Source organism: Paenibacillus sp. FSL E2-0178 (assembly GCF_038593005.1).
In the GTDB taxonomy this organism is placed as follows: domain Bacteria; phylum Bacillota; class Bacilli; order Paenibacillales; family Paenibacillaceae; genus Paenibacillus_AQ; species Paenibacillus_AQ phytohabitans.
The window spans coordinates 991,307-1,009,141 of record NZ_CP151953.1 but is presented as its reverse complement, the minus strand read 5'-3'; the positions used below and the strand labels follow the sequence as shown (position 1 = coordinate 1,009,141).

Annotated in this window: 20 protein-coding genes; all 20 read left to right on the top strand. The window is 51.6% G+C overall.

Annotated elements, in window-relative coordinates; translation table 11 throughout:
* The first annotated feature begins 781 nt into the window (after window positions 1-781).
* The 20 genes from terS (at window position 782) to MHI42_RS04290 (ending at window position 17,819) form a co-directional block, all read left to right on the top strand.
* Window positions 782-1,600 (top strand): phage terminase small subunit, encoded by an 819-nt coding sequence (terS, locus tag MHI42_RS04385; protein ID WP_342422899.1) that lies wholly within the window; start codon window positions 782-784, stop codon window positions 1,598-1,600.
* A complete protein-coding gene (locus tag MHI42_RS04380; RefSeq protein WP_342422898.1) occupies window positions 1,597-2,859 on the top strand; it encodes a PBSX family phage terminase large subunit in 1,263 nt (420 codons plus the stop codon). Before terS ends, MHI42_RS04380 begins: the two co-directional genes overlap by 4 nt.
* A gap of 68 nt (window positions 2,860-2,927) precedes the next feature.
* Entirely contained in the window at window positions 2,928-3,140 is a 213-nt protein-coding gene (locus tag MHI42_RS04375; RefSeq protein WP_342422897.1) for a hypothetical protein, read from the top strand.
* Window positions 3,141-3,197: 57 nt separating this feature from the next.
* On the top strand, window positions 3,198-4,697 hold the full coding sequence (locus MHI42_RS04370) for a hypothetical protein (RefSeq protein WP_342422896.1): 1,500 nt from the start codon (window positions 3,198-3,200) through the stop codon (window positions 4,695-4,697).
* A 1-nt stretch (window position 4,698) separates the two neighbouring features.
* Window positions 4,699-5,754 (top strand): phage minor capsid protein, encoded by a 1,056-nt coding sequence (locus MHI42_RS04365; protein WP_342422895.1) that lies wholly within the window; start codon window positions 4,699-4,701, stop codon window positions 5,752-5,754.
* A 174-nt stretch (window positions 5,755-5,928) separates the two neighbouring features.
* Window positions 5,929-6,219: a hypothetical protein gene (locus MHI42_RS04360; RefSeq protein WP_342422894.1), complete on the top strand. Its 291-nt coding sequence runs from the start codon at window positions 5,929-5,931 to the stop codon at window positions 6,217-6,219.
* Between the two features lie 244 nt (window positions 6,220-6,463).
* Window positions 6,464-7,141, top strand: a complete 678-nt coding sequence (locus MHI42_RS04355) for a scaffolding protein (protein WP_342422893.1) — start codon at window positions 6,464-6,466, stop codon at window positions 7,139-7,141.
* A gap of 15 nt (window positions 7,142-7,156) precedes the next feature.
* Window positions 7,157-7,738, top strand: coding sequence for a hypothetical protein (locus MHI42_RS04350; protein WP_342422892.1), 582 nt, complete (start codon window positions 7,157-7,159; stop codon window positions 7,736-7,738).
* A gap of 35 nt (window positions 7,739-7,773) precedes the next feature.
* The gene (locus MHI42_RS04345; protein WP_342422891.1) at window positions 7,774-8,859 is read left to right on the top strand and encodes a major capsid protein; all 1,086 of its coding nucleotides are present in this window, start codon (window positions 7,774-7,776) and stop codon (window positions 8,857-8,859) included.
* Between the two features lie 62 nt (window positions 8,860-8,921).
* Complete coding sequence (locus MHI42_RS04340; RefSeq protein WP_342422890.1) at window positions 8,922-9,281, top strand: hypothetical protein; 360 nt, start codon at window positions 8,922-8,924, stop codon at window positions 9,279-9,281.
* Window positions 9,282-9,291: 10 nt separating this feature from the next.
* Window positions 9,292-9,678, top strand: a complete 387-nt coding sequence (locus MHI42_RS04335) for a hypothetical protein (protein WP_336101395.1) — start codon at window positions 9,292-9,294, stop codon at window positions 9,676-9,678.
* Entirely contained in the window at window positions 9,675-9,992 is a 318-nt protein-coding gene (locus tag MHI42_RS04330) for a hypothetical protein (RefSeq protein WP_342422889.1), read from the top strand. Before MHI42_RS04335 ends, MHI42_RS04330 begins: the two co-directional genes overlap by 4 nt.
* A complete protein-coding gene (locus MHI42_RS04325; protein ID WP_342422888.1) occupies window positions 9,985-10,437 on the top strand; it encodes an HK97 gp10 family phage protein in 453 nt (150 codons plus the stop codon). Before MHI42_RS04330 ends, MHI42_RS04325 begins: the two co-directional genes overlap by 8 nt.
* A gap of 4 nt (window positions 10,438-10,441) precedes the next feature.
* Window positions 10,442-10,843 (top strand): minor capsid protein, encoded by a 402-nt coding sequence (locus tag MHI42_RS04320; protein WP_342422887.1) that lies wholly within the window; start codon window positions 10,442-10,444, stop codon window positions 10,841-10,843.
* A 164-nt stretch (window positions 10,844-11,007) separates the two neighbouring features.
* A complete protein-coding gene (locus MHI42_RS04315; protein ID WP_342422886.1) occupies window positions 11,008-11,181 on the top strand; it encodes a hypothetical protein in 174 nt (57 codons plus the stop codon).
* A 20-nt stretch (window positions 11,182-11,201) separates the two neighbouring features.
* On the top strand, window positions 11,202-11,753 hold the full coding sequence (locus MHI42_RS04310) for a hypothetical protein (RefSeq protein WP_342422885.1): 552 nt from the start codon (window positions 11,202-11,204) through the stop codon (window positions 11,751-11,753).
* Window positions 11,754-11,833: 80 nt separating this feature from the next.
* Complete coding sequence (locus MHI42_RS04305; protein WP_342422884.1) at window positions 11,834-12,241, top strand: hypothetical protein; 408 nt, start codon at window positions 11,834-11,836, stop codon at window positions 12,239-12,241.
* A 32-nt stretch (window positions 12,242-12,273) separates the two neighbouring features.
* Complete coding sequence (locus MHI42_RS04300) at window positions 12,274-12,540, top strand: hypothetical protein (protein WP_342422883.1); 267 nt, start codon at window positions 12,274-12,276, stop codon at window positions 12,538-12,540.
* A gap of 3 nt (window positions 12,541-12,543) precedes the next feature.
* Window positions 12,544-17,028, top strand: coding sequence for a phage tail tape measure protein (locus MHI42_RS04295; protein ID WP_342422882.1), 4,485 nt, complete (start codon window positions 12,544-12,546; stop codon window positions 17,026-17,028).
* A complete protein-coding gene (locus MHI42_RS04290) occupies window positions 17,025-17,819 on the top strand; it encodes a phage tail domain-containing protein (RefSeq protein ID WP_342422881.1) in 795 nt (264 codons plus the stop codon). The genes MHI42_RS04295 and MHI42_RS04290 overlap by 4 nt, the downstream gene beginning before the upstream one ends.
* The last annotated feature ends 16 nt before the right edge of the window (window positions 17,820-17,835 follow it).

The window sequence follows — 17,835 nt, the reverse complement described above, 5'->3', positions numbered from 1 at the left end:
TGATGTCGAAGGGAGGTGTGGAAAATGCCTGGAGCCCTACCTAAATGCCCTGAATGTGAGATCGAGGGAATTGAGTATATCACTTGCGAAGAGAGTATTATTAAAAGTGGACACGAAAAACCTTGGTTCGAAGTTGCATTCTGTGACGAATGTGGTCATGTTTATGGAGTTTTTGCTAAAGTCATTCAACAAGAATAATAAAAATGAGCACCTTAACTGGTGCTTTTTTCATGTCGATATATGGTCTTCTGTGAGGCGATTTCAGCGTTTATAATGGAGAGCGTCCGTTTGTGAGGATGAAGCCGGGGAAGGGCAGGGCGGCACAAGCCAAACAGCGTGCAAATGGATTACAGCCTGACTCTACAGCAAAACCGACATAACATAAGATTAGGGTAATGATTCCGGCTGGTACAGGCTTTCCAGTCACCTCTGAAGCACATATGGGGACGCTCTTTACAGGGTGGAGTCGGCGTTGATTTCAATGAAATCCCTTATCAGTAAAAGGATTATCATTTACTGCTCATATTTGAAAAGCAAAAGCGAGCCCTCTAAGAGCTCGCTTTTTATATATTTACTCTTCGCCGGACGGGGACAAAATCTCTCCCCTTTGGCGGCAAGTTAAAGTTCTACCTTACCACCACATGATTACAAGCTCTGCTCCCATAAACTTCAGGGACACATAAAATAGCTTCTTTTTCATGTGGATCGCTCCTTCCTATTCAGTTTTCTCTGTATCTTATGCTGTGGTTGTATATATGATTCCGGGGGTGGTGAAATGTAAATGCCAAGAGAAAGAGACCCAAAGAGGGCAGAAGCAGAAAAGTTGTGGCTGGATAGCGGCGGGCAGCTCGATCTTGTGGAAATTGCTGCTCAGCTGAATGTGTCTGCGGGGACGATCCGGGGCTGGAAGAGCAAGGATAACTGGTCCGGTCAATTAAACGGAACGTTCCGAACTGATGAAGGGAACGCTCCGAATAAACCGGAACGTTCTAATAGAAAGATTGGCGCGCCGAAGGGGAACAAGAACGCTGTCGGCAATCGCGGCGGTGCTCCACCCGGCAGCAAGAATGCGTTGGGAAACAAAGGCGGCCACGGCGGTCCATTCCGAAACGACAAGGCCGTCACTCACGGCTTCTTCCGTAAGTTCCTGCCAGACGACACTGCAGAGATCATGGAGCAGCTTGAAACCCGTTCTCCAATTGATATGATGTGGGATCAGATCACGATTCAGTATGCTGCTATTCTCCGGGCGCAGCAGATCATGCTGGTGAAGGACCGGGATGATCTTACGAAAGAGCTTAAGAAGTCCAAACTGGTCACTACTGAGAAAACGGATAATAAGGAAACCGAGTGGGAGATTCAGTTCGCCTGGGACAAGCAGGCTACATTCCTAACGGCGCAGAGCCGGGCAATGACCACACTGCAGAACCTTATCCGGCAGTATGACGAGATGTGCCGGCAGGATGGAGCGGATACAGAACATCAGCTCCGCGTTGAGAAGCTCAAGAAGGAAATTTCGATTCTTGATAAGAAAGGCGGGAGCGACGGCAGCAAGCCTCCTCTTCACATCATCGTTGATTATGGGGATGATGCATCATGAGTGCCCCGGTAGTTGTGGCGTTTAATTCTCATTTCAAGATCATTAACCGTTCCAATCATCGGTACCGGGTTATGCGTGGGAGCGCCGGATCTGGCAAATCCGTTAATATAGCACAGGACTTCATTCTGAAGCTTGGCGATCCAAAGTATGAGGGCGCTAACCTGCTGTGTGTCCGTAAGGTCAATGAGACCAATCGGAACAGCACGTATGCGGAGCTGGTCGGAGCGATCAACCGGATTTACGGTGACCGGGCCGACGAGTATTGGGAAGTCCTTCGTTCACCGCTAATGATCCGTAGCCGGGTAACCGGCAATGAGATCATATTCCGCGGCATGAACGATGTGCGAGACCGTGAAAAGGTCAAGTCCATTACCTTCACGAAGGGTAAGTTGGTCTGGATCTGGGTGGAGGAAGCAACCGAGCTGCAGGAATCGGATGTCGATATCTTGGATGACCGGCTGCGCGGGGTTCTGCTGAATCCTTATCTCTATTATCAGATCACCTTCAGCTTCAACCCGGTGTCGGCTTCCCATTGGATTAAGAGGAAGTACTTCGATTATTCAAGCCCAGACATCCTGACGCACCATTCCACGTATCTGCAGAACCGGTTCATTGATGAAGCCTATCATCGCCGCATGATGATGCGTAAGGAGCAGGATCCGGAGGGATACGAGGTTTACGGGCTGGGAGAATGGGGCGAGCTTGGCGGCCTGATCTTTAAGAACTTCATTGTGCATGACTTTGATACTTCTTTCGGGATGTTCGATAGCATGCATCATGCGCAGGACTTTGGATTTAACCATGCAAATGCCATTCTCACGGTCGGTGTCAAAGACGGTGAGTTTTTTGTATGTAACGAGATATATGTTCATGAGATGGCGACAGACGGGATCATTGAGCTGGCTGATCGGCAGGGCCTCAGTAAGTATCTGGCGATGTACTGCGATTCCGCCGAGCCTGACCGCATACAAATGTGGCAGAATGCCGGATACAATGCTTCCGGTGTCATGAAGGAGCCCGGCAGCGTGCAGGCTCAGATCGATTACCTGAAGCAGCGGAAGATTCACATTCATCCGGATTGCATCAATACCATCAAGGAGATACAGCAATGGTCTTGGCGGAAGGACAAGAAGACAGGGCTTTATTTGGATGAGCCGGTCAATGTGTTCGATGATGCAATGGCTGCGCTTCGTTATTCGGCTGAGCCACTGAGACGGCCAGAGTCGCTATATGCTAATCAACGGCCTTCGGGCTGGTAAATTTTATAAATATTAAGCAGGTGAAAGCTCACCTATGTCGAATTTTGGATAAAAAGGGGGTGTGTTAAGTGCAAACATTTTATGTTCATTTCACTTTTGTTGGTGGTGATACACATAACATGATTATCGAAGCTAACCAGTATGCTGAAGTAGCCATTAAAATTACTGAAAGCAGAGACGGATGGTTTGGAGTCAAAGGAGACGTAGTTAATCTACGTAATGTGACAAAGGTTAAAATTAGAGAGGGCAATGCAGAACCAAAGGAAATAAGAACATTATAATCAAAAGAGGAGCTGCCATTCGGCGGCTTTTTTTATGCCCAGAAAGGAGGAGTAACCGTGACCATCATTTACAGCAAGAAGCGATTCCCACCACCGCCGTATGACACCGAGGTCGAGGACATGAACTATTACCGACTGCTCTATGGTGGAGATCATGACCAGATCTTCCCGCGGGCTCGCAGCATTCAAACCACGGAGCGTGTGTTCCGGCGGTCTCGGCCGGGGTTAATCCGCCGCGGCATGAGTGCAGACATCAAGATCACAAGCGAGCATCAGTATGTCGTGGTCAACTTCGCCTGCCTGGTCGCAGAAGTGCCGGCTGACTTAATCAACCGGGCGCTCGGCAATGTGTCGGCTGATGTGGAAGCTGGCCCGGAACTGGACTTTGTTTCTGCCGTGGTCACCGCGTCCAAACCTAATGACAAGATATGGTCAGCGGTCACGCAGCACCAGGTTGACGGCCTGATCGCTTACCGGATCCGGCGGAGTGCTAAGGGTAAGGTCTGGTTCGAATGGGTGCTGGGTGATCGGTACTTTACGCATGAGGATGGGAACGGGGCTGACCTTGCTTGGACTGAAGAGTGGGATGACGGCAGAGGTGGGAAGCTGAAGTTCCTTCGGGTTGAACGGCAGGAGCTCAGTGATGAAGGCCTGACCATTCAGCAGCAGGTGTATAAGATGGACGGCGAGAGCGTTGGTGATCAGATCGATATCAACCAGTATGCCGTCACTTACGAGATTGAGATCCCGGATGACGAAACCCTGAAGGATGTCAGTGAGCTGCTCTGTGGCTTCGTGATCAACGATGAAACCCTGCTGCATCCCCGGGGCCGTTCGGCTCTCCGGAACATCGACACCATTCAGGAAGAAATCAACTGGACCATTACCCGGGACTCCATTGTTTTTGACAAGCACGGCAAGCCGAAGCTGGCGATTCCCCGAGCATTGTGGGATACGGTCGCCAATCAGAATCAGCGCGATTACGGCGCTCGGTTTGTTCGCGGAGCAGATCTTGAGGTTGTGTCCTTCGATGAGAAGACCGGGGCCATACCGCAATACATCACCTGGGATGCCAAGACGGACCAGTCCTTCAAGCATGTGGAGCGCCTGATCCGTTACCTGCTGGCTGTGTCAAAGACTTCCGTCCAGGCTGCCGGGCTGGAGGATGCTAAGGGAGATACCGGTATTGCGCTGCTCTATCTATGGATTCAGTCGGTTATCAAGGCCGAGGCGATCAAGGATAAATTTGACTCAGCTATCAAGGACGCCATCCGGAAGTGCATGCTGCTTGAGAATGCGATCGGGAAGGGCGGTCTGAAGCCTGTTAACCCGGTCATTGAGTGGGGCGACATGCTGCCGAAGGCGGAGAGCGAGAAGGACGAGGAAGAGAGCAAGAAGTATGTCGATGGCGTCCAATCGCTGGAAACCACGGTACGTCGCATGCATCCGGATTGGTCAGAGGATGCGATTGCTGCTGAAGTTCAGAAGATTCAGGATGAGAAGGCGGTCGACACCTTGAACCCGACCTTCGCACAGCCGCCAAAGGTAACGGTGTAGGATGGCTACCTCAGAGGAACTGATCGCTCAGTATGTCCTGACGGACGAACGCCTGCGAGCCCTCGTACAATCGCTGGAGGACGGCAATATCTCGAACCGCCGCCGGCAACTGCTGCTTCGGCAGGTTGAGGTAATCGTCGAGGAGCTGACCAGCAGCGCCGGGCAAGGTCTGGCTGATCTGATTGGCTCTGAATACCGTAACGGGGCTGCTATAGCGGTTGAGCAGATGACAGCAGCAGGGATAGCAAGCGAAGCGGTTAACAGTTCACTTAAGACTATCATCCACCAGCAGGCGGTACAAACGATCTCAGACGAAGGCTTCTACTCCATTCTTGAGGCGTCGGAACACATGAGTCGTGATGCCAAACGGCGGATCGAAACTGCCGTTAGCCGTGCGAATGAGCAGTCGCTTATCCAGGGCGTCAGCCGGCGGCAAGCTACACAGAATGCCGTTGCTGAGGTTAACAAGCAGGGCATCACCGGGATGATTGCGAAAAATGGAGCGGAGATTCCTGCTGACAAGTACATGGCAGGCGTTGTGCAGTACCATCAGCGCAAGGCACATGTCACTGGTACTGAGAACATGGCCGTGCAGAACGGACAGGACCTGGTGTATGTCAACTCTGTCGGCATCACCTGTTCGATGTGTGCCAAGTATCAGGGCCGTGTCTACTCTATCAGCGGAGCAGACAAGCGTTTCCCTAAGTTGGAGCTGCGGCCGCCGTATCATAGCCATTGTGTTCACTCCATTTCGGTATGGGTGGAGGAATATACGCCTGCTACCGAGGTCGAGCAGACCATCAAGGACAGCAATCGGCCATTCGACCAAGAAAGCCGTACCGAAGCCAATATAAAGCGGTACAACGAGCTGCAGCGTGAGAAGTCACGGAAGAATGAGACCCGGAAGCAATGGATCAGGTACAAGGCCACGCTTCCGAACGATACGCCTGATCTGAAGCAGTTTGCCAGCGGTAAGGTGCGCGGTACCAAGAAATATGGGGAGCTGCAGGAGTTGTACCGGCAGGCAAACATTGAAATTAAGAAGAAGGGAGGCTGATTCAAATGACCAATGACGGAAGGAAAGTTTTAAAAACTCAAGATGCCCCTGTTCGCTGGGACGAAGCATATGGCAATCCGCAGAGCGATTTCCAGACATGGGTTGATAAAATGAAGCAGCCGCAACCATTCCGAAAGCCTCAATGTTCGGGCTGTTACCGCATCATCAGGCTTGATGAATTCCAGAAAAATGGATACTTGTGCGATTCGTGTATGGGGAGGTTATCTACCCATGGATGAGATCAAGGAACGGCGAGACCTTCGCGCAGGCAAGGTCACTCCGCTGGCATGCGCAGGTAGCCTGCAGCAAGCAGCCGAACAGGGGCGGATTGAGGCATTTGTTGCTGTCGTGAAGTTGGCCGATGGAAGTATTCAGACGGTTTGGAGTCATATCCAGAACACTGAAGCGCTTGGACTGTTGGAATGCGGCAAGGATGATGTGATGATCCAGATGAGGGAGGGATGATTTTGAGCGTGCATAAATGTACTGACCTTCCTTCTTACTGGGTGGATATCACTTATGACAAACAGGAAAATGAATGGGATTTACGGATTGATTGCGATCAGTCAACATCAATTAAATATTGTCCGTTCTGCGGATGTGAACTGAAGCCACTCTAACCGAGCGGCTTTTTCTTTTGTCCAAACCGTGGCATGACTTTAAACTGCCTACCGAGGAAGCCTACCCGGGCATAAAACAGGAGGTCAATATGATGTTCACTAAATATAAGCCAGGCCGTTTACCAATGAATCTTCAGTTATTTGCACAGGATCCCCCGGCCGATCCGCCAGCAGATCCACCTGCTGACCCGCCGAAGGATAAAACCTTCACACAGGCAGAGCTGGATGCTGCTGTTCAGTCACGCCTTTCCCGCGCTGAGAAGGCAGCGCAGAAAACGCTGGCCAAAGACTTGGGTTATGACTCCGTCGAAGCCATGCAAGCTGCCCTGAAGCCGAAGGACAAGGACAAGACCGGAGACGGGAAACTTGATCCCGCTGAAGTCGACCGCCTGGTCGAGGACAAAATCAAGGCGCGTGAGAAGGAACAGAACGACAAGACCTTCAAACGCTTGCTAAATGCCGAGGTAAAGGTACTGGCGAACGAACTCGGGTTTGCCGATTGGGAGGATGCTGCTGCGCTGTCTGATCTGACCGCCGTCAAGGAGAATGACAAAGGCGAGCTGGAGGGCGTCAAGGAAGCTCTGGAGGCGCTGGCAAAGAAGAAGCCGCACCTGCTGAAAGCTAAGGCTGGAAGCACTGGCCGATTTGGTGCACCCGTTCCGAACTCCCCGGACCAGAAGAAGTCAGCACTTGATAACATCAAGAAATTAGCCCAAAACGACAGCACTGCAACCGCAGCTGCCAATGATCCTTGGGCAAAAAAATAAGGAGGAATACTCGTTATGAGATTACAACCACGTCCACTCTTTGAAGTGGAAGGCGATTATGAAATCTTCGCTTCGATGGAAGTTGTCCGGTTTATTACGAACGGCGCTACCGTCGATTACACCAAGGTTCCGCTGGATGCCGATGGCAATCGCATTATCAAGAAGGGTACGCCCATGGCGAAGATCACGGCATCTGGGAAGTACCGTCCATACACTGGCGGCCTGGCGCTTACGTCCAATGTCGCGGCAAGCGCTACGACAGCTGTGCTCAATGATGTCAGCCGGTTGGTTGTCGGGGATATCGTCACCTTTTACAACGGCACGAATACCGAGCCGAAGACTATCACCGCGATTAATGCCGGCACTAAGACGATTTCCTTCACGGCGATCACTAATGCCTATACCACCGCTAACGGCGTGCTGACCATGGCAGACGGCGGCGACACTCCGACATTTATCACTGTCCGTCAGACTAACGTCAAGGATGGTGACCATGTCATCGGCGGCGTTGAAGTGGCGAAGCTCATCTCTGCTCGCCTGGCTGTTACTGTTGATGCTGCCCTGAAAGCCAAGATGCCCGGCATTACCTTTGCTTAATCCAATTCTACTCACCTGAAAGGAATGAATAACATATGGATCCAGAACTGTTGTTGTTAGAAGAGGCGCTGTCCGGGGAGGAATTGCTGGTCTATGCGTCCAACCTCACGATTCAGAATGATTACTGGCAGAATATCCTGTTCCCGCCGCTGCAAACGGATGAGCTGACGGTAGACGTGATCAAGTCGGCATCGACACTGCCTGTTATGGCACAGATCGCACACCTTGGTACGGAAACCAAGTACGGTTCCCGGGAAGGCACATCCGGACAGCGCATTGAGATTCCCAAGATTCAGCGCGGCCGTTGGATGGATGAGAAGCTGATCCGTTTGCTGCTCATGGCAAGCCAGGCATCCGGCCTGCGTAGACAGGAAGTTGCCAGCATTGTGCGGGATCAGTTGGATGATGCGAAGTATGCAGTATCCAGTATCCGGGCCCGTAAAGAGTGGATCGCTATGCAGGCAGCGAGCCTCGGTGCTGTAACCTATGTTGAGGACGATGTTCGCATTGCTGTTGACTACGGCTTTACCAATGATCAGAAACCTGTCTTGAGTGGTACTGATCGATGGAGCGATCTGGTGAATTCTACTCCACTCCTCGACATGCAGACATGGTATAACATCCAGAAAGCCCGCGGGGTGATCCTGGAACGCGCCTTTACTAGCCAAACTGTTCTCTCGTACCTGCTGAACAACCTGTCCATGCGGCAATTCTACTTCGGCAACCCAACGGGGACGGCAGTGCCACCTCAATTGGATTCCAGTCAATTGGATCAGATCACTGACCGCATGAAGCTGCCGCGCATCCTCGCTTATGACACTGTGGCGAGAACTGAAAACACAGCTTTGGTGAACGGCAAGACCAGTTACTCCACCGTCCGCATGACACCGGAAGATCGGTTCGTGATGTTGCCAGGCGGAAAGCTGGGTGACTACCTGTGGGCTGAGACAACCGAATCCATGGTATCTGGCATCGAAGCAGAAGCGACTGGCGAAAATGGTATCTACGTTTTCCGTGATCTGGTCAGTAAGCATCCACTGCGGCTCCGCACGGTCGGTGTGAACTTGGCGTTCCCTTCGTTCCCGTATGCCGATTCTGTTATGAGTGCAACTGTAATCTAAGGAGCTCCTTCGGGGCTCCTCTTTTTATCACGTAAGATCACGTAAAGGAAAGGGTGAATCAAGTGGACATCAAACTGAAGGGCGTTGTGAAGAACGGCGGCAAGTGGTTGAAACCGGGAGACATTGTACGCAAAGTGGATGATGAAATCGGCTTGGATCTGATTGCTAAAGGTTATGCCGAGGAAGTCGAACCACTGCCGGAGGATGACACCGAGCTGCAGGCTCTGAAGGAGCGGGCAAAGGTACTCGGCGTGCCGCAGGCTGGACGGCTGGGTGAAACAAAGCTGAAGGAAGCCATCGCTGAGAAAGAGGCCGAGCTGCAGGAGCTCCGCACGAAGGCTGCTGAGCTGGACATTGAAGGCTTTGACACGAAGACTGCCGAGGAACTTACTGCTGCCATCACTGAAGCTGAAAAGAAGTAGGTGATGAGACATGCCCACTACCGAAGAGGTCAACCTCTGGATAGCGGAGAACGTCCTTGACACTGAAGCATGGGATAAGAAGCCACTGAAGCAGCCTTTGGCCGTGAAACAGGCAGAGCGTAACCTCGCTCGCTGGTATCCCGCCGTCATTCTGACCGTGGAGATTGTTGCCCTTCAATCCATTTGGGAGATGCAAGGGTTGGACCCAGCGCTCAAGTTCCAGAAGCATGGCGTCAAGTCTGTAGATGATCACGGAGAGGGCGTCACGTATAGCGGCATCCGTGATGTTGTGGCACCGGACGTGCGGGACCTGCTCGGGAAGACGGCCAGTGAGATTGCAGAAGAAGAAGCTGAAGAGGGCGGTACTGACCTGCAATATGGCGGGTGTCTGATATGAGTCTGTTCGGTTATCCAGCGACCGTTATCCATTATCACCCCGGTGTCGATGATTGGGGGAGGCCTATCCCGGCTGATCCCGTCATCAAGGATGCCAAGGTGGTCGAGGAGCAGAAGCTCGTTAAGAACGCCAAGGGCGAGGAGATTACGGTCGCTTACACTGTCTACCTGGAGGGAATCAATGCAATTGGCTTCGATGACTGGCTTCTGTACACCGATGCAATCGGTACAGAGGTCCGCATCGATGTTAAGCACTATGAGATCCGGAAGTATCTCGGTACCGATGACGTTAAGGAAGTGGTCATCTATGGCTGATAACGGCGCGTTCTCCTTCGAGCTGAACGGATTGGACAAGATCATTGACCGGCTCGATGATCTGGAGAAGGACATTGAGACTCGCCTTGATGCAACACTGACCAAACTGGCCATGAAGATCATCCATGATGCGAAGAGGCTGGCTCCTAATGATAGCGGTGATTTGGAGGGAGCACTGGAAGTTGGGGAGCTTATTCAGCTAATCGGATTATCCTCCATCGACTTTGGGGCTACTGTAGATGTGAATGATTACTCCGTCATCCAGCATGAGGGATTTAACAAATCTTCGCTGGGCAAGGTGATCACACTCAAGCCTGGGGAGAAGACCTTGAGCAAAGGCAATTATAGAGGTTATATGCCGGGCAAGAAGTACCTGGCGAATGCAATTAAATTGAACGAAAAACTGATCAAAAGTGAGCTGTCCAAGATATTGGAAGGATGGTGATGCCATGCTCGCAAGTGATCTGATTAATTATCTGGTAGGAGCGGGCTATTCCGTTTATCCGGATGCTAACTTCATTCCGGCGGATCTCCCTGAGGCAAAGTTTCCCTGTCTGTTTGTTGAAGACTCGGGCGGTCCTCCGCCGGATGACTATGTTCCAACGGAACGGCCCTCCTATCAGATTATCGTCAAGGGCAAGTCCTATAAGGCCGCAGCGGCCAACATGGCAGCTGCTGAAGCTGTGGCGAAGGGATTGTCCAAACTACTGCACCGAGAATCAAATTATATGGTCGGTAGCACCTACGTCTTTTCCAGCACGGCAACGATGCAGCCGATCTTCATTGGGCTGGATGAAAAGGACAGGCCGATCTATTCAACCAATTTTGAGTTTTATGCGAAGGAGGAATAATCATGGCAAGAGCCACGATAGCGAGATCGACCGCGAGTTTGGCGGGAGTAGAATTGGCGACGCAGGCCGCGAACTCTGCCGATGACATGCAATTCCAGAACAACGGTGCTTAGCTGTTGTACGTCGATAACGGATCCGGCAGCGCAGTTAATGTGACAATTCCAATGTCTACCGATAAATACGGGCGAACTGGGCAGAAGGTTGTTTCTGTTCCTGCAGGTGAGCAGTGCTTCATTGGACCATTCGATGCCGAGCTGTACAACCAGGGCGGCTTTGTCCATGTCGATTTTTCCGTAAGCACAGACATCCTCGTGGGTGTTCTGAGCTTGCAATCATAAGAGAGGAGCTGAATTAATTCATGAGTGATATCAATAAGATTTACGCAGGCCCCGGCATTTTCACCTGGGGGATTAATGCGGATGGTACTGAAGAATCTGATGCTATTACCATCGACCTGACCCAGGGTGGTATCAATTTCACAACGACCACAACTTACTTCGAACCAACCGTTGACCAAACAGGTACTGCGCCGGTGAAGTCCATTGTCACCGGTACCACAGGAGCGATCAACTTTGAGACTCCAGATATGGACTTCGAGAAGGTTGTCTCTTACAACCCGAATGCATCCAAGGTTATAGACGGCGACACCCCTGCAAAGGTGAAGTATCAGGTCACAGGTTTGGCTGGTAAGGAGCTGCCGCGCAAGCGGGCGGTTATCAAGCCGCAGGGCATCACTGATCCGTCCCGGTTCATTTACATCGAGAGTGTCGGCATCAAGTTTGATATGAACGCCGCGTTCGTCCTTGATAACAACCTGCGGCTGACTGTTGCTGCTATGGCTTATCCGGATGTTAATGCCACACCAAAGGGCCTGCTCTACACCTGGGGCGATATCACCGCCACAGCGTAAATCATAACTGAATAGAACCATTCTGGGAGAGGGCATTGTGCCTTCTCCTTTTTTTGTATTCCGAGAAATGAGGGATGAACGTGTTTCCACTTACCAGAAAAGAGAAGCTGAAGCTCGGCAACAGGACAGTATCCGTTCCGAAACTCACCCGTAATCGCCTGAAGAAGCTGACCGATCACCTCGGCACGATCGGTGATCTGCTCGTCAAAGTATTCCTGGTCCCACCGGCCGACCGTTCCATTATGATCGTCGCCGGAGCGGAAGTCATGATCGATGAAATCTACGAACTCACATCGCTACTCAGCGATTTGGATATAGACGAACTCAGCGAGCAGGCGAGCCTGGCTGAATGCACGGAGTTCCTGAATCTCACTTGGGCCAAGAACGACATGAATGCAGCCCTAAAAAACTTAAGCGGCCTGATTCCGCCGATGGCGCAGCAGTTCGTGACCTCAATCGCGGCTCGTCAGAATCAGGCCCAGGGTTAACATACGATGATTTTGTTTTACGCTGCTGCACGGTGCTGGACAAGACGCAGTATCAGATCGAGAACGAGTACTTCTTTATTGATCTGCCGCAGCTGTTGCTCCTGAAGGATCAGGCCCGCGCCTCAGATGTGATTGCTCAGCTTGAGATAGCGTCTTACCCACATATCACGGACCAGAAAGTCCGGCAGGAAATCATTAATCGCTATATCAAAGTGCTGCCGAAAGCGCCGGAGAAGCCGCGGGCTTCTGCAGAAGATCAGTATCAAGCGCAGCTTGCGCGCATGAAGGGAGGAGGTTAATCAGTGGCAGGAGGAAACCTTGGGGAACTGAAGGCGCGGCTGACTGCCGATGCCAATGGGATCAAACGCGATATCAAAGAAGTGAAGAAGGATTTCGCCAGTATGGGGGAGACGGCCAAGAAGGCCGGGATGGACCTTCAAACATTGAACAAAGCGCTGGCAGAGTCTGGCGTGAGTGCAGAGCAAATCAGCAAAATCAATAAAAGTATGGGCCAAGCTGAGAAAAGTACAATTGGTGCTGCCGATGCTGCCAAAAAGATGGGCAATCATGCTCACGAGGCAACCGGCAGTTTTATGAAGTTGAACATGGCGCTTCAGGATGTTGGTGCAAGCGGTCAGAATATTGACAACATTAACGCAGCAATCCGCCGGGCTAATCCTGAAGTGTTTGAACAGCAACTTGCCAGTGTCAGAGAGGAACTTGAGAATCTTGGTGTCAGCAGTTCGGTGATTGACGACATCATTGAGCAGATGCAAGAGCTTAATGAAGTAACCGGTAGTGTTGACTTTGAGATTCAGTCACTCGGCGTCGCTTACGCTGCCATGGCGGTTGCTGTTGGAGCTGCGATTGCTAAATCCGTGCAGACGGCAGCTGACTTCGAACAGGCCATGCAGAACGTTAAGGCAATCACGGAAGCAACCGGTGCTGACTTCGAAGCTCTACGTATCAATGCGATTAAGCTCGGTGCTCAGACCAAGTTCTCGGCTTCACAGGCCGCTGATGCAATGTCCGAGCTGGGACAGGCAGGCTTTGACACGAAAGAGATCATTGCGGCTATGCCGGGCGTGCTGTCACTGGCAGCAGCGGGCAATGTTGATTTGGCCACAACAGCGGATATTGCCTCTTCCATCCTGCGCGGGTTTGGTATGGCTGCAACTGAGACCACTCGAGTCGTGGACGTACTGGCATCGTCCAGTATTTCGACCAATGCCGATGTGACTGACCTGGGTATGGCGATGAAATACGTCGCCCCGGTTGCCAAGTCCATGGGGCTGTCTCTCGAAGAGGCCACTGCGGCGGTTGGTGCATTATCCGATGCCGGCATTAAAGGAGAGATGGCGGGTACCGGATTGCGGGCGATCCTGCTGGCGTTGGCTTCTCCTTCCAAGGAAGCTGCCGGATATATGGATAAGCTGGGCTTCTCGATTAAAGATACCGCAGGTAACATTCTTCCGTTATCCGGGATTGTCGAACAACTGACAGAGATTTGGCCGCGGCTGACCCAGGCACAACAGGCTGACGTAGCTGCCACACTTGCCGGACGTGAAGCGGCATCTGCATTCATTACGCTGATCGAATCTGGAAGCGGCAAACTCAATGCTTATACCGATTCCCTTGCCGAAGCAGGTGGAACAGCGGAACGTGTTGCGAAAACTCAGATGGATACCCTGAAGGGTGCTGCGGATAACATGGGCAGCGCCTTTGAGTCTGCCGGGATCATCATCGGGGATATGTTCCTACCGGCAGTCCGGGAAGCAGTTGAAGGTATCACCGCCTTGCTTACTGGATTTTCCGAGCTTGATAAGTCAACGCAGGCTGCACTCATTACGTTTGCAGCTCTGCCACCGCTATTACTTGGCGGCGTTGTCGTTGCCTATCAATTAAAAAAAGCGATAGACGCAGTCAAGGTCGCGTACGAAGCCGCGATATTGGCGGGCACACTCACCGCAAAAACCATTCCAATGTTAGGGCTTTTAGCTGTAGCCATTGGAGCGGTCGCTGCCGGCGCAGCCTTTCTCGTCGGGAAATACAATGAGAGCAAAGAGGCAACTAAGAACTTTGAAGCAGCGCAGGCGGAGCTCAACGATACACTTAATGATTCCCCCGTTAAGCGTTCCGTGGATGATCTGACCGAACTCCGGAAGAAGACGGAGGATCTTACCAAGGCACTTCATGAGCGCGAGAAGTTGCAGCAACGGCTAAATGAGATTCAAAAGAAGGGTGAAGCCGGTCAAGGGAATCCCCAGATGATGTCCGAAGCGATGGACATCAATGAGCAGCTGGAGAAGATCGATAAACAACTTCGGAGTATGGGTTTTGACGGCGTTGAGAAGGCGACTGAGAAGCTTAAGGAAATGAACACGGCGATTAAGGGTTCTGTCGGTGCTCTCTTTGAAGAACAGAAAGCGGAAGTTTCTGACCTAGCTGCAAAGAACGACAAGCTGAAGGCTTTGGAAAAGTCGCTTGCTACCTTCAAAAAACTGTCCTCAGCGCAGAAGTTGGATCAGGCACAAAAGAAGGAACTCGTCGATGCTACGAACGCGCTCAAGCGGGAGTATCCTGGTCTCAATGCTGTCCAGGAGGAGGACGGACGGATCCGCGCTGACAATATCGGTGTTATTGAAGGTCAGATTGAATCAGACCGTCACTTTACTAACCAGGCTATTTCTGGAGCGAGTAATCGGATGCAGGCTCTGGTGACAGAGACGGCGGCACAGAAAGCAGCTGTTGAGGCTCAGATCAAGAATTATGGTGAACTTCTGAAATCAATGAATGCCGTTAATGGTGCTCAGGCTTCTACATTTGAAGAATCGATAAAGCAAAATGAAGAGAAAGCGAAGCGGAAGACTCCTAACGTCATGGACATCGTGAATAATACTTTGAAGGTGCAGACGGAAAAAGAACTGACCAAACTGACAGATCAACAGCGGGAACTGGCGGAGAAACAAAAGGTAATTGAAGTTGCCGCCGCCGCTCTATCATCAGGTAATTTTGACTTGGATGGGCCAAGCGGTCCGGGCATTGATCTGACTGATCCGGAAAAGCCGAAGAAGGATAAACCAGCTACCGGAAAAACAGCTGCTGAGCTTGCCGCTGAAGCCCGAAAGGCGGCTTATGAAGCTGATTTGAAAACGATCCAGTTCCAGGCTGATTATTACGATCTGACGGCCGAAAAGCAGATGGAGAAGTATGAGGCACTCCGAAAGAAGCATGCTAAGTTCTTGGCTGAGTCGGTGGATGATGCTCGCACACTGACCCTGCAACTCAAACGCTTGGGTGAGGATTCGGTTAAGTCCCGGTATGACTTTTCCACCACCTGGATTGATGCTGAATCCAAGCGGATGGAGGATAGCGGGAAGACGGAGCTGCAAATCGCTCAGATGAAGCTGGACTCCTGGACCCGCCTGCGGGATCGCTACAGTAAAGATTCTGAGCAGTACAAGGCGGCTGACGATCAGGTGCGGCAATCACGCAAGGAAGTTGCCACCGAGACGGAGACGCAGATCAGCGAACTGTACGAGAAGCGGTCCAAGCTGATTGAGAAGGAAGCCCGCCGGTTGGAAGAGTCCGGAGCCACCGAATCGGATATCGCTGCATATAAGGTGAAAGCCTGGACGGACCTGCGAAATCAATACGCTATTGATTCTACTTATTACGAGAAGGCGGATGAGGAACTCTATCAGTCCCGGAAGGACCTGACGGACAAGACGCTGGATCTGACCAAAGAACTGGTTGATGCTGAGAAGGACAGGGTTGATGAGGCCCAGAAGGCTGAACTGGCTGCGATTGAATCACGTAAGGATGCTTATGTCTCCGCGCAGGACGCCAAAATTAAAGCGATCGATGATCTGCTGGCGAAGGAAGCTGAAGCGAACAGTGATCTGGATTATGAAGAGGAGCTCGCCAAGAAGAACGCTCGCATCGATTTACTTGCTTCCGCCGTTGGTAAGGATGGCCTTAAGGAACGGCAGAAGACCATTGAGGAACGTGACAAACTCATTGAGGATCATGAGCGTGACCTCCGCAAGCGGGACCTGAACACCCAGAAGGATGCGCTGCAGGATGAGAAGGACGTTCAGCTTCAGGCGTTCGAGGATGAGAAGGATAAGACTGAAGCCCATTATGATGATCTAAAAGAAGCCTTTGATACTTATTCCGATGACATCAAGGTGATTGAAGCGGGCATCGCTGCTTTCCGGGTATCTTCCGCTGGCACGGCCAATACGCAGATTCTGACTGATCTGGACGCCTTCATCATTCAGTACCAATCGAAGATGTCGGCAATCTCTGCTGCCAAGCAAGCGGCCCAGAAGGATGCTGACCTGGCAGAGTACAACGCCAACAAGGATGCGTATGCCGCAGCTGCTGCCGCAGGCAACCGCACTGAAATGATGCGATTAACCTCGCGCAATCAAGCGATTCGTGATCTGTACGGCATTACCAAGGATACAGGAGATAAGCTGCAGAGCTTCGATGTTGGCGGGATTATCCCAGGCGCTGCCGGTGCCCCGGTACCGATCATCGCACACGGTCAGGAAGCGATCTTCAACACGGCACAGCTCAATGGCTTGTTCCGGATCCTGGACAATCCAAGCATTATCGGAGCGGCAGCTGGTGTGGCAAAGTCAGAGACCAAAGTCGAGAACCACATCGACATGTCCGTAAACGGCGTAACCTTGGAAGACCGGGCAGACACGGAAATCCTTTATTCTGAACGAGAGAAGACGGCGCGGAGGATGCAGACGATGGGAGTGAAGTCCGGATGAATGATGTATCAGTAAACGGTGTCTGGCTCTCAACCCTGAACATCCTGCTGGTCTCCCGTGACCTACCGCCCCTGCCGGATACCGAGGAAAACACCATCAAGCTTGCCGGCAGGGACGGCGTAAAGAGCTTCGGCAGTACTTATGCGTCCCGGCCTCTCGGCCTGGGTCTATTTATCATGGGTGACGACTATTACGGCACTGTGGCGAACCTAGCCCGTGCATTTGATGTGAAGAATGGCCCGGCAATCGTCATTTTTGATGATATACCGCAAAAGAGGTTCATCGCTGAATATCGCGGTTCTATGGCATTCGATACTTCGACGGGAAATCGGAAGATTGATGTGCCCATGAAAATGGACGATTCGTGGATCGAGTCGATACAGGATACTGAGCTGCGGGAATATGGAGAGGGCCTTTCCTTCGGGGAGGGCTATTTTTATATCTCCGATTCTTCATTCCCGATCACAGCAAGCGGTCAGACCTTTACCGTTAACAATGAAGGTTCAACCCTGGCTTACCCATTGATCCGTATCACAGGGGCATTTACCAACCTTTCGATGAGTGACGGCAGCCAGACCTTGACCATCACCGGCAGCGCTGGAACTAATGATGTGTTTGAGTTAGACAGTGACTTGGATAAATGCTCGGTGCAGCTTAATGGGGTTAATGCTTGGTCTCGAAGCAATGGATTATTCTTCGTTCTTAAACCGGGGGAGACAACATTCAGCGTGACAGCTACAAGCCCCAATATCACTGTTGAAGTGATCTACCGCTATCAATATCTCTATTAGAAAGGAGCATACGGAT